Here is a 15,783-nt window from a genome sequence, read left to right on the forward strand (position 1 = left end):
AGTGGTTTTAAGTCTGCTTAGCGCAGAGGTTTGCGCAGAGGTGCGCGTCGGGTTGTTAAATGGGCGTTCTCCAATCTCGAGTGCTCCACCTGAAAGAAGCATTCTGGCCGATGATATATCGCTTCTCTGGTTAGATTCATCAAACCCACCGCATATCATTCCTTTTGATGCACCTGATAACGCGCTGCAGGCGCTGATGCAAAATAAGATTGACCTGTTTGTCAGTGCGGAAAGCCTCGACAACCAGGGACTCAGCGGTAGCCAGCCATTAATGACATTCCATCTTTGTATACTGGGTGAACAACGCGCGGAGATGCCATTACTGGTGATGCCAGATATTCCTGCATCTATGCGTGCGTTACTTCGACATAACTCACGGGTGGTAGTTGAGGGCGATGCTTCACTCTATGACAATCTGCGCAGGCTGATGCGTAATGAAGCTGGCGGGCTGGTCGCACCCTGTTTCATGATTGAGCAATTTATGCGTCGTGCGCCGCTGAACAATCTGCAACACAGACTCATTCCTGGTCTTCCCCCGCTGTACTACCGGGCGTGGGTCCGCGCCAAAGACACCGGGCTGGCGTCAGAGATCAATCGTCGCCTGAGTCGCAGCGATAACCAGGAAGTGCGTGAACTTGAACAGAGATGGAGCTTGCCTACTGGCAGCGTGACAGATAGACGCACGGTCATCAACAGTAAAATCGCCCAGCCCCTACTACTACGGATTGCAGTGGTGGATGCTCATCCGCCATTGATCATTGAAGACGAAGAGGGTGAGAGGCGTGGCGTCTGGCACGAGCTACTGACTTCATTTTTTCCTCGCACGATTTTTTCATTACAGCTAATGCAGGTTGCTGGACAGGCTCAGGCAGAAAGGATGCTAAAAGCCCACAAGGTTGATCTGATAATGGGCGCGACGCAGGGCGAAGGGCAAGGCGATAAACGATTCACTTTTGACCATCAGATTCTGGGAATGGTTAGCGCCAAAGCTCACCCCCTTGGGGGCGATCTAACTTCATTGCAGAACCGTCGCCTTGCCGTGATGCGTAACGTAGTAGATATACCGATATTACGAAAGAACGTTAAATCTGCCGGACTAGTGGTGGTTGACGATATCCCTCACGGACTGGCGTTGGTAGAGGCTGGCGGTGCTGACGGTCTGATTGCCGATGCTTTCAGTTTAAATTATGAGCTTAACCGACGTAGCAACGATAACCTGATTTTGGGGGGCATCGATTTACCCGAAATACCGTTGAGATTCGTTCTGCCTGATGGCGCTACTGTACTGCACGAGCGAGTCAGCGATATTCTTGAGGGAGTTACGGCCGAAAATATCCTTAGCAGTAAAGCCCGCTGGATTGAAAATGGACAGCATGAAGAAGATAACCGTATGGCACTCTGGCTGGTACTGCTGGCCGTCATTGCTGGCTTTGCAGTTATTGTCACGATTGCAATGGCCGCCCGCGTCTTCATTCATCAGCGGCTAAACGCGCATACTCACCGCCAGCTTAACGATGCGCTGAATCTCTGGCAGGCCTTATTAAACAGCGCGCCGGTCGCCCTTTTTGTCTGTGATCCTGCCGGACGAGTAGTACGTTTCAATGAGGCTTTTGCCCGTTCCACCATCATACCCTCAGATATGGCTGAAGGCGCGTCGCTGCCTAAAGAAGCTGGGCAGTCGATGGCACAGTGGCTCGATTTGCCTAATCGTATGGCAACACTTTACTCAGCAGAGCCGCGCGTGGATGAAGTCACGCTAACGCACCTGCCTCAGCCAGTAACGCTGCTGAGATGGCTAGCGCGTTACACTGATAGCGAAAATGTGCCGCAAGGAATGGTGGGCGGCTGGGTCGATATCAGTGAAAAAGCCGCACTTGAAGCCGCTTTGAATCAGTCTCTTTCACATGCTGAAAAAGCCAGCGAAGAAAAAACGACGTTCCTGGCACGCATGAGTCACGACATTCGTACACCGCTCAATGTCATTTTAGGGCTGCTAGATATTGAGCGTGAAACTCATCCCTCACTGGAGCTGGCGTGGCAGGCTTCTGTCACCCTTCGCGATTTAGTTGGTGATATTCTCGATCTTTCCCGTATTGAGGCGGGCGAACTTCAGCTGCAAGCTGACACCCACAATCTGCGACAGGTGCTGGTTAATACCGCCGCTATTTTTTCGAGCAGCGCAACGGCCAAAGGCCTTAAATGGTACTGCGATATTCAGGTTCCAGAAAATATATTCTGTCGATTTGATCACGTCCGTTTCAACCAAATCCTCGCCAACCTGTTGGGGAATGCCATCAAATATACTGAGAAAGGCAGCGTGACCTTTGAAGTGGGTTTTGATGCGCAAGAGTTGACAGTAAAGATTATCGATACCGGCATCGGTATTCCTAATGAACGTCAGGAGAGTATTTTCCAGCCGTGGTTTCAGCTTAATGCGAATACGCCTTATAGCAGCGGATTAGGATTAGCAATCTGCAATCAACTGATTTCTTTAATGCAGGGCTCGCTGACTCTGCAAAGCAGGGTCAGCGAAGGCACTACCGTTACGCTCTGCTTACCGCTAGAGCACGCCGTTGCGCCGGTAGAGCGTGCAGGAAATAATACTAGTGTTGCAAATGCGTGCGAAGTACTCCTGGTAGATGACTTCTTGCCTAATCTTACTATCATGAGTTTGCAGTTAACACGTCTGGGGCACCGCGTTACCGCCTGCGCCACGCCAGGCGAAGCTCTCAGTTATCTGAGCAATAATCAGGTTGATGTCCTGATTACCGATAGTCAAATGCCAGAAATGGATGGCTACCAACTGGTGGAAAGGATACTGCTTAGAAGTATGCTGGATGAGGTAAACTGTCCGCCTGTGATGCTAGGTTGTACGGCAAATGCCTTGCGACGTGAAGAGGAGCGGGCGATTCATGCTGGCATGAATGCGCTCCTGCGTAAACCTCTTAGCGAGACGCGGTTGCAACAGGCTCTTTCACAGTTCCTCCAGAAAGGAGATGAAAAGATCGATCTAGGTGAAATTAAGGCGCTGGCCGACCAGCAAGATGACATGGTCACGCTGATGCTTCAACAGCTTGCTACGACGCTTGCAAGTGACCTGGCTACACTTGATGCGGGGACGCCTGACGCCCAGGAAGTAGCGCGGGTAGCTCATCGATTGAAAGCCTCATGGAACCTGCTGCGCCTGCATCGTGCAGAACACTATTGTTTAACGATGGAGAAGCTGCCAGATTTTCTTGCACAGGGCATATTAAATCATACTGAGCTACAGCAGGTATTGGCGCGTTTTATCTGCATAATGAAAAAATATCAGCGGCTGCTAACAAATAACCTTGCGGGTTAATAGTATTCAATTCAATATTTCGAAAAAAACATCCTCTAATAGGTTTATTAATGATTATATTGGCCCTGTTGCAAGCCATCATAATAATATTTTTTGGTTTAGCGTCAGCCTTAAAGTCAGAAGATGAATACGTTTGGCACACAAACTTAGCAATACAACTCTATACAATGATGATGAGCGCCAACGGTTTACGCCATTCTACAGGTGACCGACGCAGGGAAAAAGAAGGTGCATAATCAAGTCTGGATTTACAAATCCTGCGCAATCCCATCCTGCGGCATTATATGGGGGGTAGAAACAACAGCTGCTATGACGCTCCTGCCGACTGGTAGCCAATGGCGGCAGCAAAAAACACTGTAGGTAGGCGTGACGTAAAATGTATGTAATCTGACCGTCATTATCTTCTACGCGTGGGCATCCCAATTTTTCAGAGGCGGCGTGGTTTTTACTCAGGTCGTATCGCATTATTCTTAATGGGGTATAGAAAATCCTTATCCTTTTAAATTCTTAGATAAAAGATAATTAGTATATCCGGTAAGGCATTTTATTCATCTGGATATTCAAACCGAGGCGGGCTGGAATACGTGTGTTTTGCATATTCCCGAAACGGTTAAAAGCTAAATATTAATTATCGCTGGAATTTAAATTTTATGAAAATCACTAAAATAGCAATTGCTGTTGCTACATTAATGGTCAGCGCCGGCTCATGGGCTCACGGATTTGTAATGGATCCGCCTTCGCGTGCATTTTTGTGCAAAGATATCACATCAAAAGTACCGGGCTATGCCGGTGAGCTTAATCAAAGCTGTGGCAATATCCAGTATGAACCGCAAAGCCTTGAGGCGCCTAAAGGTTACCCGGCATCGGGTCCGAAAGATGGCCAGATTGCTAGTGCCAATCAAACGCGTGGCGCAGAAATGGATGAAACAGGTTCTGGGCGCTGGGTAAAAACTGAAATATCTGCAGGCCAGCACCAATTCAAATGGTATTTCACCGCGCCGCATCCTACGAGTAAATATGAGTACTTCATTACTAAAAATGACTGGAATCCAGCGCAGCCGTTAACTCGCGCAAGCTTTGAAAGCACTCCTTTCTGTACCGTACCGGTTGCGAACGGCGAACGTCCCGGCAGTGGCGCCTCCGTTGTACATACCTGTAACGTTCCTGAGCGCGAAGGCTATCAGGAGATCCTGGCGGTCTGGACGGTACATGATACCACTAACGCCTTCTATAACATCATCGACGTTGAATTTGCCGGTCATAATCAGACTCCTGACGAAGATTCTGGCATCGTTACTCCCCCTCCCGTCGAGCCTGATGAGCCAGCCGATGACACTCCGCCAAATGGTAACGAAGAGGAACATGCGGCACCTGTTATTCATATTGCACTGAGCCATATCATTGGAAACAAAACAGACGTTAACACAGGTTACGTCATGGATGCCTCTGCGACCAAGGGCGCGGCAATGTTCAAGTGGGAACTTATTGAAGGGGATTCGGCCTTCCAGATGCAAACCCACGCTGGAGCGCCGACGTACACTACTCCTCTACAGGGAAAAGATCTTAATACTATGCGCGCCTGGGTTAGGGGTGGGGCTACTGGCGTAGCTAAATACCGTGTTACGGCAAGTAATGCCCATGGAAGCGTCTCAAAGATTATTACGCTAGAAGTAAAAAATAGTGATAACGGCGGCATTAATGATCCTTCCGTACCTGAGTTTGCCGCGCGTGTCGCTTACAAAACAGGCGATAAAGTCAGCTATAAAGGTCACATTTACCTTTGCCTAAATGCGCATACCAGTTTCGATCACTGGAATCCGGCTGAAGCGCATTCACTGTGGAGAAAAGTGAAATAAGTCTGGAATATTCATAACGGCCTCCCTAAGGAGGCCATTTTTTTGATTGATTAACAAAAAAATCATGTTTTTTTCCAGATATCATAAATAATTCATGGGCATCATTTACGGCGTTACCGCATATCTATGTTTTATTTTTCTGCATAATTAATATTTTCATGATTATCATGAAATAGGTTCATTAATTACCATTAAAATCATGGTTTATTAATTGAGGGATAAAGAGGTAGTGGTATGCTTTTGAACAGCGTAGACATATTAAATAACCCAATAATTATTTATCTAAAATCTCACACTAAATAAAAGAGTTTAACCATGACTAAAAAACTGAACCCTAGTGTTCATCCTTTGCAACACCTTTCGGGGAACAACAATCCACACTATATCGATATCGCACAATCAACACTTCTTACGGTAACAATGGATGCATGTGACAGCATCCGCTTCCGCGCCTTAGATAAAAGCACGCCCATGCAGCATCTGCGTTTCACGCGTCAGAAAGCGGATCTGCATGTTTTCCTGGATAATGGGCACGAAGCGGTTATTATCGAAAATTATTTTAACGATCCCGTCAATATTTATGCTATTGATGAGCAAGATATGCCACATCTTTATATTGCTAACGGTACAGACGTCTACTCTTTGGCCAACCTGGCAGACGGCGAATCGATCACGCAAACCCTTGCTTCTCTTCCCACCAGCGATGACTCCATTACTGACATCAGCGTTGAAGATTCTATCATTTTGGACAGTGATGAAGACGATGACAATAATGACGGCTTTTTAGCCGGACTTCTTTCAGAAGGTGCCCTTGCGGTCGCCGGTGGTATTGCTGCGGCTGGGCTTGCTGGCGTTGCGATTGCTTCCGCAAATAAAGGCGAAGGCGATAGCCACGATGATAAACATCAGAACGATAACTCGCCGCCTACTGCGATTAATTCCGAAGATATCAGAGTTATCGACGACGAGGGCAATCGTATACACGCCGGCGGAATGACTGCTGATTCCACGCCTACGATTAGTGGCCGGGTGGATGCTGCTGAAGCTGGCGGTAAAGTCATTATTCGCGATCACGGCATCACCATTGGCGAAGCCACCATCGGCAAAGATGGCAGCTGGTCAATGACTGTTACGCCGGCGTTGAAAGATGGCGAGCACAATTTGAGCGCGGTAGTGGAGGACAAGGCGGGAAACCATAGCCTCCCCTCTGAAAACATTGATATCGGCGTCGATACTATCGCTCCAGATCAGGCGAACGAGATCGTATTAACGGATGATCACGGCAAGCTGATCAATGGTATCACCAATGATAAGACCCCTACCGTCAGCGGTAAAGGCGAAGCGGGCGCGACTGTCGTGTTGAAGGACAGTTACGACAAGGTGCTTGGCACTGCCACCGTTGACAACAACGGAGACTGGAACATCACGCCTGGAGAGCTAGAAGATGGCGATCATGCGTTAAGCGTCGAACAGAGCGACAAGGCTGGTAATACCTCGGTAGTACACCTGCCAGCGCTGACTATTGATACTGAGATCAAGCCGCTGGGTGATATTACCCTTACAGATAAAAACGGCAACATCCTTGAAGGAGGCGCCACTAATACCGGTATGCCTGATATCAAAGGTAAAGGAGAAGCGGGGAGTACGGTTGTTGTCACCGATGAAAAAGGCTCAGCAGTGGGTTCCACTACTGTGGACAAAGATGGCAACTGGACAGTTAAACCGCAAAAACCCCTGGTTGAAGGCAGCCACGATCTAACCGTGGACATCACTGATCCGGCAGGTAACCACACGTCAGCGCCGCTGCCGGTAGAAATCGACAGCGTTGCGCCGAATAAAGTCGAAAACATCGTGGTCACCGACGACCATCATCAGAATATCACTGATATCACTAAAGACAGCACGCCAACCGTCAGCGGTAAAGGTGAAGTGGGCGCGACCGTAACGCTGAAAGATAGCAACGATAAGGTGCTGGGAACCGCCACCGTGGACAACAATGGTGACTGGAGCCTCGCGCCTGACGCGTTAAAAGACGGCAATCACGACCTGACGGTGGAGCAGCGCGACAGCGCCGGCAACGTTTCGCCTGCGGTGCAGCTGCCGGCGCTTCAGGTGGATACCACGGCGCCGGTCGCGGTGACTGACGTTGAGATTGAGGACGACAGCGGCGCGGCAGTTACCGACATCACCGGCGACAGCACGCCGGCCGTCAGCGGCAAGGGCGAGCCGGGCGCGACCGTGACGCTGAAAGATGGCGGCGGCAATGCGCTGGGCAGCAGCATCGTGGGCGAAGACGGCAGCTGGAGCATCACGCCGGGCGCGTTAGAAGACGGCAAATATGACCTCAAAGTGGAGCAGCGCGACAGCGCCGGCAACGTTTCACCTGCGGTGCAGCTGCCGGCGCTTCAGGTGGATACCACGGCGCCGGTCGCGGTGACTGACGTTGAGATTAAGGACGACAGCGGCGCGGCAGTTACCGACATCACCGGCGACAGCACGCCGACCGTCAGCGGCAAGGGCGAGCCGGGCGCGACCGTGACGCTGAAAGATGGCGGCGGCAACGCGCTGGGCAGCAGCACCGTGGGCGAAGACGGCAGCTGGAGCATCACGCCGGGCGCGTTAAAAGACGGCAAATACGACCTGACGGTGGAGCAAAGCGACAGCGCGGGCAACGTTTCGCCGGCGTTCGATCTGCCGGCCGTTGAGATTGACACCAGAGTACCGGGCGCGGTGACGGATGTAGTGCTCATAGACGACAGCGGCAAGACGATCGTCGACGTCACCAACGATAGCACGCCGACCGTCAGCGGAAAGGGCGAGCCGGGCGCGACCGTGACGCTGAAAGATGGCGGCGGCACCGTGCTGGGCAGCACCACTGTTAATGATGAGGGTAACTGGAGCATCACGTCGGAGACCCTGAAAGATGGTAAATACGATCTGAAGGTTGAGCAGACGAACAAGGCTGGTAGCACCGCGTCCCTTAACCTTCCGACGGTTGATATTGACACCGCTGTGCCGGCGGAGGCGAGCGACATCAAGGTGACCAACGACAGCGGCGAGTTAATTTCCGGCGTCACCAGTGACAGCACGCCGACCGTCAGCGGCAAAGGCGAGCCGGGCGCGACCGTAACGCTGAAAGATGGCGGCGGCAACGCGCTGGGCAGCAGCACCGTGGGTGAAGACGGCAGCTGGAGCATCACGCCGGGCGCGTTAGAAGACGGCAATTATGACCTCAAAGTGGAGCAGCGCGACAGCGCGGGCAATGTTTCGCTGGCGGTGCAGCTGCCGGCGCTTCAGGTGGATACCACGGTGCCGGCCGCGGTGACTGAGGTAGAGGTTAAGGACGACAGCGGCGCGGCGATTACCGACATCACCGGCGACAGCACGCCGACCGTCAGCGGTAAGGGCGAGCCGGGCGCGACCGTGACGCTGAAAGATGGCGGCGGCAACGCGCTGGGCAGCAGCACCGTGGGCGAAGACGGCAGCTGGAGCATCACGCCTGACGCGTTAAAAGACGGCAATCACGACCTGACGGTGGAGCAGCGCGACAGCGCCGGCAACGTTTCGCCTGCGGTGCAGCTGCCGGCGCTTCAGGTGGATACCACGGCGCCGGTCGCGGTGACTGAGGTAGAGGTTAAGGACGACAGCGGCGCGGCGATTACCGACATCACCGGCGACAGCACGCCGACCGTCAGCGGCAAGGGCGAGCCGGGCGCGACCGTGACGCTGAAAGATGGCGGCGGCAACGCGCTGGGCAGCAGCATCGTGGGCGAAGACGGCAGCTGGAGCATCACGCCGGGCGCGTTAGAAGACGGCAAATATGACCTCAAAGTGGAGCAGCGCGACAGAGCTGGCAACGTTTCGCCGGCGGTGCAGCTGCCGGCGCTTGAGGTGGATACCACGGCGCCGACAGCGGCTGAAAATATCACGCTGACCGACAAAGCTGGCGACGACGTTACAGGCACGGACACCAACACAAAAACGCCGGTGATTCGTGGTGAAGCGGAACCGGACAGTGCGGTGACCATTACTGATAAAGCGGGTAACGTAATTGGTTCAGCGAAAGCCGATAAGGATGGCCACTGGAGTATTACGCCAGATAAAGCGCTGGCTGACGGCGACCAGACGCTGACGGTGACCGTTAAAGATGCGGTAGGCAATGCTGTCTCATCTAGCCTGGAAGTGAGCGTTGACTCGGTCGCTCCTGACGCGCCCGATAACGTCGCGTTGATCAGCAACCTGAGCGGCACAGACGTTGCGATTATTGAAGGTCTGACCAACGACAATACGGTCGTGCTGACCGGCCATGCGGAAAAGAACTCGCTCGTTACCATCCATGACGGTGAGACCGTGCTGGGCAAAGTCACGGCGGACGAGGAAGGCAACTGGCGCTTTGAACTGCCGGAAGATAAAAAGCTGAAGGATGGCGATCACACCCTGGTCGTGACGGCTACAGACAGTTACGGCAACGTCAGTGATGAAACTGCGCTGCCACTGCGCGTTGATACTACTAACAATAACATGACCACGCTGAATACGCTGGATGGTAGCAACAGCACCGATACCGATATCCCCCGTGTGAGCGGCAAGGTTGATCTGAAAGATGGCGACAGCCCGGAAAGCGTTAAGGTACTGATCTTTGACGACGTGGACGGCGACGGCATCTATGATAAAAACGTCGACAAACTGTTGGCGACCGTTGACAGCATTGATGTAGACGGCAGCTGGAAGGCGCAGCTGAAATCGATGACCGAAGGCGAACACCACATCAAGGCCGTTGTTGTGGACGCTGCAGGTAACCCTTCGCAGGTAAGCAACTTGAATGGCTCCTCCAACGGCAGCTTGGAGGTTAATGCGCCTGAGCGCTCGTCGCTTTCTGGTTATAACGAAGGGTCGACCACAGGCAATATCGCGCAGTTTGGTACCGTGGTGAAAAATATCGGCCACTTTAGCGGTGATGGCTATGACGATATCGCTATCAGCGCCCCCAGCGGCGGTGCGCCAGGCAAGACCGGATATGGTGGGATGGTTTATGTACTGTTCGGTAATAAAACCGGACTGCTGAGCCAATATAGTGACGTTCACAAGCTGTTTGAAGAGCATCCGGAGGTCGGTTTAAGGATTTACAACTCCGGCACAGTCAAGGACGGAAATAATATTACGACCCCGACCACCGATCGCATGGCACAGGATATTGTGAAAGTCGATCTTAACGGAGACGGCATTGACGATCTGGTCATTGCTTCACACTGGAACGATAAACTCTATGTCATTTGGGGCGATCAGATTCGTGACGGGCAGTTATCGGAACTGGATCTTCATGATATCGATCTGGGCAACAATGTTTACGGCTTCTCAGTAACCGTCGATTCTGATGACTGGTTCGCCTATAGCAATACCGCCTACGATTATACCGGCGACGGCGTACAGGATCTGGTGATTGGCAATATCGATGGAGCTTATGATGGCGCTGGCGGAGCCTACGTTTTAAAAGGTTCGAAGGATCCTCAGCATAAATGGAGCAATATCAAGCTCAATAAAACCGAGAAAGATGCTCAACATCCCGGAGGCGGCTTCGCGTCTGCTAACGGTGAAGAGGATGGGTATTACATTCATCACGAAGTGCAGGGATCCAAGACCCAAAACCAGAACTTTGGTAACTCGATACAGAGCGTGGGCGACGTCAACGGCGATGGACAGGAAGACTTCATTATCATTGACGATGTCTCTGTACACGATGGATGTTATGGAACGGCCTATCTGATCTACGGCCAAGAGGGGGGTATTAATAAAACTATTAACATCAGCTCTCTGGATGAAGACCATATGGTGCGTATTCAAAATATGAATACGACGTGGTTTGGTGCGGTCGATCCTGGCACCGTCATTGCCGGCGGGCCAGGTGCAGGTATTGAAACCGAACCAAACCAGAAGGTGATTGCGAGTCTGGGTGATTTTTACAATGATGGCGATAAGTCATCTGACTTCGCCATCGCGGCTCCGCAGGATGCGGTGCGCGGTAAGGTCTGGATTTTCCGTGGGAAGAGTGAAATCGGTACGCATGGCGAATTACACGTTGGTGCCAGCGGCAACAATCATCTCGCCATTGATGACGGCTTTGCCATTGTTTCTTCGAATAAAAGCGGAACTAAAAGCTTTGGTTCACGCATTTTGGGGACCTATGACATCAACGGCGACGGCATACCGGATCTGATTATCTCTGACCCGACCGCCATCAACGCGGCTGGCAAGGCTGTTGGCGCAGTTTACGTAGTGTACGGAGGCCATACCGCCGACTATGTGATGGACAGCAATAACGAAATCAGCATCGATACGCTGCTGCAAAAAGGACTGGCGGAAGTGCACTGGGGTGAGGTGACCAACGGCCATTTTGGATCCGATCTGGACGTTGCCGATATGAATGGCGACGGGCGTATGGATATTATCGTCGGCGCTAATGGTCATTACAATACTGCGACAGGCAACGGCTCCATCACCATCATCTATAACCACCATGATGTCATGGAGAGCAAGGCGGCTGCGATGAATACGATGAGTCTGGAGCCGGACAGCCATGCGATGACTGAGGGCAGTGCGCTGATCCTGGATGGCGATCATCAGAATGTCGACCTGGCCTCGCTAACTCAGTCTCTAAAGGCGCTGCATCACGTTGATTTAGCCGACGGGGAAAACACCCTTACCGTCAGCAGCAACGAGCTGAAAGCGCTGAGTGAAGGACAGGATGCCAACGCGCCAGCGCTGACTGTTGAAGGAGAAAACGGTAACGTTGCGCTGACCGGCGGTCAGGACAGCTGGCATGAGGGCGGCAAAGTGGAAGTGAACGGAACGGTTTACCAGGCCTGGGAGAGCAGTTCCCACTCTCAGATCCTCGTAGACGATCGCATCCACGTTACTGTGTTGTAATTATCTAATGGCTAAACGTTCACGTCCCCACGGGCGTGAACGTTTTTTTTCTTATGAGGCTCTGAGAATATTCCCGGAATCGGCTCCCCATATCCTGATCCCGTCTCGCCTGTTATCACAGAAAATAGCCTGATAATTAACTATCTCCTGAATACATTCAGCGCCAGAGCAGAAAACATGTCAGAAAATAATTCAGAAAACATTTCTCAAAATAGTGAAGAACCGGAAGATAGTACTCTACTGTGGGCTACGATCTGGCTGACGCTACATCATGGGCGGCCGGCCAGTCAGGCAGCACTTAGCGCCGGACTGCCGCGCGATAAAACGCTGACTCCGCAGGTGGCGATACGCATGCTTGAGCAGGCCGGTATTGATGCAGCTTGGACAAAACGCCCCATCGGCGAACTATCAACACATCTTTTCCCCGTTGCTGTCACGGATAAACAGGGACGCTATGCGATCGTCAGGGAGCGTTGTGAAAACGGCTACCGTTTATGTCATGAAAACGGCAGCGATGAGATCATCTCTGCGGAAAAAATGGATGAGAACTACCTTGATTTCGTGTTGCTTTCCAAAGCAAAAATAGAGCGTGTAGCTCGCCACGAGAGCGAAATTCTCCCCGAAAGTCAGCGGGAAGGTCACTGGTTGTTTGCTAATTTGTGGCGCTACCGCCACTATTTTTTCAACGCTGCGTTGGCCGCGCTGCTGGCAAATGTGCTTACCCTTTCCACCACTTTTTTCACCATGAACGTATATGATCGCGTGGTACCGACGCAAGCTTACGTCACCCTCTGGTCACTGGCCATTGGCGTACTGATCGCCATCACCTTTGAATTTTGTTCCCGACAAATTCGTACCTACCTGATAGACGTTGCCGGAAAAAAAGCCGATCTGCTTGTTGGCTCGCGTCTATTTCGTCAGACGCTTGCACTGCGCCTCGAGAACAAGCCACGTTCGTCCGGCTCTTTTGCGAACCAGCTTCGAGAGTTCGAATCAGTGCGAGATTTTATCTCCTCCGCCACGCTGGCGACACTATCCGATCTGCCATTCTGCCTACTTTTCATGGGGATTATGTACTGCATCGGCGGACCTCTGGCGGTCGTCCCACTTCTAGCGATGCCAGTAATCATTCTATTCAGCATAGCTATTCAGTGGCCGCTCGCGCGTTTTATGAAAGAGAACGTGGCGGAGATCTCTCAGAAGCAGGGACTAGTTATCGAGTCAATCACCGGCATGGAGACGCTGAAGGCCTGTAAGGGAGAAGGGGTGATGCAGAAACGTTGGGATGATTGCAGCGCGTTGGCGGCGGCTTCATCGATGAAAACCCGCTATCTCTCAAGCCTCACCACTAATATGGTGAGCTACGTCCAGCAGGTTTGTACCATTCTTATTGTGGTGTGGGGCGTCTACCTGATCCATGCCGGTGAGATCACGATGGGCGCGCTGGTTGGGATGGTGATCCTTTCCGGTCGAGCACTCTCTCCATTGGCCGCCGTTGTCGGGCTGGCAGTGCGATATCAGCAGGCGAAAACGGCGCTGACGTCGCTAAACCAACTGATGAAGCTGCCAATAGAGCGCAATCCGCAGCAAAACTATTTGGTTGCACCAGAGCTGAAAGGCGAGATTGCGCTTAAGCACGCCTCCTTTAGCTACCCGAAAACGGATCAACATAATGCCAGCGTGGTGTTATCGCCCATGTCAATTCGCATTCAGCCGGGCGAGCGCGTGGCCATTCTTGGCAACGTCGGCAGCGGTAAATCCACTCTGCTCAAACTGCTGGCGCGACTATATCAGCCTACCGGCGGACAGCTCCTAATGGATGGCTTGGATGCGCAGCAGATAGATCCTGCTGACTGGCGCAGTTGTGTGGGGTACGTCAGCCAGGAGTGCCATCTATTCCAGGGAACGCTGAGGCAAAACGTCATGCTGGGCAACCCTGCGGCAACTAGCGTGCGCTTTCTTGAAGTCGTGCGTCTAACCGGGCTGGACACCATTGCCAATCGTCATCCGCTTGGCTTCGATATGCCCATCGGTGAGATGGGACTGGGTCTCTCAGGCGGACAAAAGCAATTGGTTGCGCTGGCACGCTGCCTGCTGCTGCAACCGGACGTTTGCCTGATGGATGAACCGACCAGCGCCATGGACGGACAGACCGAAGCAAAATTTGTTGATCATCTGAAGCAGGCAACTCTGGGGAAAACGCTGGTAATGGTGACGCATCGTCACAGCGTGCTCTCGATCGTGGATCGTCTAATCGTGCTGGATGATGGAAAAATCATTGCCGATGGACCTAAACAGCAGGTGCTTGCCGCACTCAATCCAACGCGTCGCGATCGTCCTGTGCGGCCTTCTCCAACCACTACACACACAGGTTAGTCCGTGATGAAAAGGCTTAATCTATATCATTTTTTTAAAATACGCCGAGCGGCCGCTAAGAAGCAGGCACAACGACTTAAAATAGAAGAGATGCGCTTTGTGGATGATTTACAAAGCGCAATCATTATGCAAAAAACCCCGTTCACCATGGTAATGCTGTGGTTGATAGCCATCGTGGTCTCGATAGGGCTGATCTGGGCGCACTTTGCCCGCGTCGAAGAGGTGACGCGTGGTGAAGCGAAGGTGATACCAGCAAGTCATGAGCAGGTAATTCAAAGTCTTGAGGATGGCATTCTTGAAACGCTGCTGGTACGTGAAGGAGATATTGTGGAAAAAGGCCAGCCACTGCTGAAGTTGGACGCCACCAGTACCGAAGCGAAGTACCGCGAGGAGCTATCGAAAGTCTATGGCCTTAAAGGCGCTATTTCACGCCTGCGGGCCGAGGCCTTTGATCTGCAGCTTACGTTCCCGGATGAAATCAAAACCTTTCATTCGATAGTGAAAGATGAGACGCGCGCCTATAAAACCCGGCGTAAATTGCTTGATGAGAGCATTGCGGCGCTGACACGCAATTTAACACTGTCTCAGTCAGAGGTTGCGCTCTCTGAGCCGCTGGCAAAGGCAGGGCTGATTTCAGATATGGAAATCCTACGCCTGCGTCGTCAAGTCAACGATCTGCGCCTGCAAATTGCTGACCGTACCAATAAATATCACTCTGATGCGAACGGCGAGCTAACACGACTCGAAACTGAGCTTGCGCAAAGCGAGGAACGTTTGACGCAGCGCCGCGATCTTATGGAGCGGCGCGTGCTGACTGCGCCGGTAAGAGGAACAATTAATAGCATCGCTTTTACCACCATTGGTGGCGTGATTACGCAAAGTAAACCGATTATGACGCTGATTCCGTTGGAGGATACATTACTAATCGAAGCAAAGATCAGACCGGCAGACGTGGCTTTCTTACGTCCCGGCCTGCCTGCAACGGTAAAAGTCTCCGCTTATGATTACGCTATTTATGGCGGGCTTAACGGCGTAGTCGAAAGTATCAGTCCGGATACGCTTGTTGACGAAAGCCGTGCAAAATCGGGACGTGACGATCAGACTTATTATCGTGTTTATATTCGTACCGACCGCGCCTATTTGAGCGTCAAAAATAAAACTTTTCCAATTATGCCGGGCATGACTGCTAGCGTTGAAATAAAAACCGGCGAAAAGAACATTCTGTCTTATTTACTCAAGCCTGTACTTAAAGCGAAAGAAGCGTTCAGAGAGAGATAAAGAGTT

5 protein-coding genes are annotated in these 15,783 nt (G+C 51.9%); all 5 read left to right on the forward strand.

Annotated elements, in window-relative coordinates:
* Position 1 precedes the first annotated feature (1 nt).
* The 5 genes from ACYAC5_RS23690 to ACYAC5_RS23710 all read left to right on the forward strand — a co-directional run bounded on the left by ACYAC5_RS23690 (position 2) and on the right by ACYAC5_RS23710 (position 15,777).
* Entirely contained in the window at positions 2-3,343 is a 3,342-nt protein-coding gene (locus ACYAC5_RS23690) for an ATP-binding protein (RefSeq protein ID WP_462063570.1), read from the forward strand.
* Positions 3,344-3,993: 650 nt separating this feature from the next.
* Positions 3,994-5,199 carry a lytic polysaccharide monooxygenase gene (locus tag ACYAC5_RS23695; RefSeq protein WP_462063571.1) on the forward strand — a complete coding sequence of 402 codons (1,206 nt, stop codon included), beginning with the start codon at positions 3,994-3,996 and terminating at the stop codon, positions 5,197-5,199.
* 315 nt (positions 5,200-5,514) lie between these two features.
* Complete coding sequence (locus ACYAC5_RS23700) at positions 5,515-12,123, forward strand: Ig-like domain-containing protein (protein ID WP_462063572.1); 6,609 nt, start codon at positions 5,515-5,517, stop codon at positions 12,121-12,123.
* Between the two features lie 177 nt (positions 12,124-12,300).
* The gene (locus tag ACYAC5_RS23705) at positions 12,301-14,499 is read left to right on the forward strand and encodes a type I secretion system permease/ATPase (RefSeq protein WP_462063573.1); all 2,199 of its coding nucleotides are present in this window, start codon (positions 12,301-12,303) and stop codon (positions 14,497-14,499) included.
* Positions 14,500-14,505: 6 nt separating this feature from the next.
* Positions 14,506-15,777: an HlyD family type I secretion periplasmic adaptor subunit gene (locus ACYAC5_RS23710; RefSeq protein WP_462063577.1), complete on the forward strand. Its 1,272-nt coding sequence runs from the start codon at positions 14,506-14,508 to the stop codon at positions 15,775-15,777.
* Positions 15,778-15,783 lie beyond the last annotated feature (6 nt).

The sequence above is a fragment of the Pantoea sp. y20 genome, from assembly GCF_054903455.1.

Excerpts from the sequence above, each read along its gene's own strand:
- ACYAC5_RS23695 (WP_462063571.1), top strand. The coding sequence starts at position 3,994 with ATGAAAATCACTAAAATAGCAATTGCTGTTGCTACATTAATGGTCAGC.
- ACYAC5_RS23700 (WP_462063572.1), top strand. The coding sequence starts at position 5,515 with ATGACTAAAAAACTGAACCCTAGTGTTCATCCTTTGCAACACCTTTCG.
- ACYAC5_RS23705 (WP_462063573.1), top strand. The coding sequence starts at position 12,301 with ATGTCAGAAAATAATTCAGAAAACATTTCTCAAAATAGTGAAGAACCG.
- ACYAC5_RS23710 (WP_462063577.1), top strand. The coding sequence starts at position 14,506 with ATGAAAAGGCTTAATCTATATCATTTTTTTAAAATACGCCGAGCGGCC.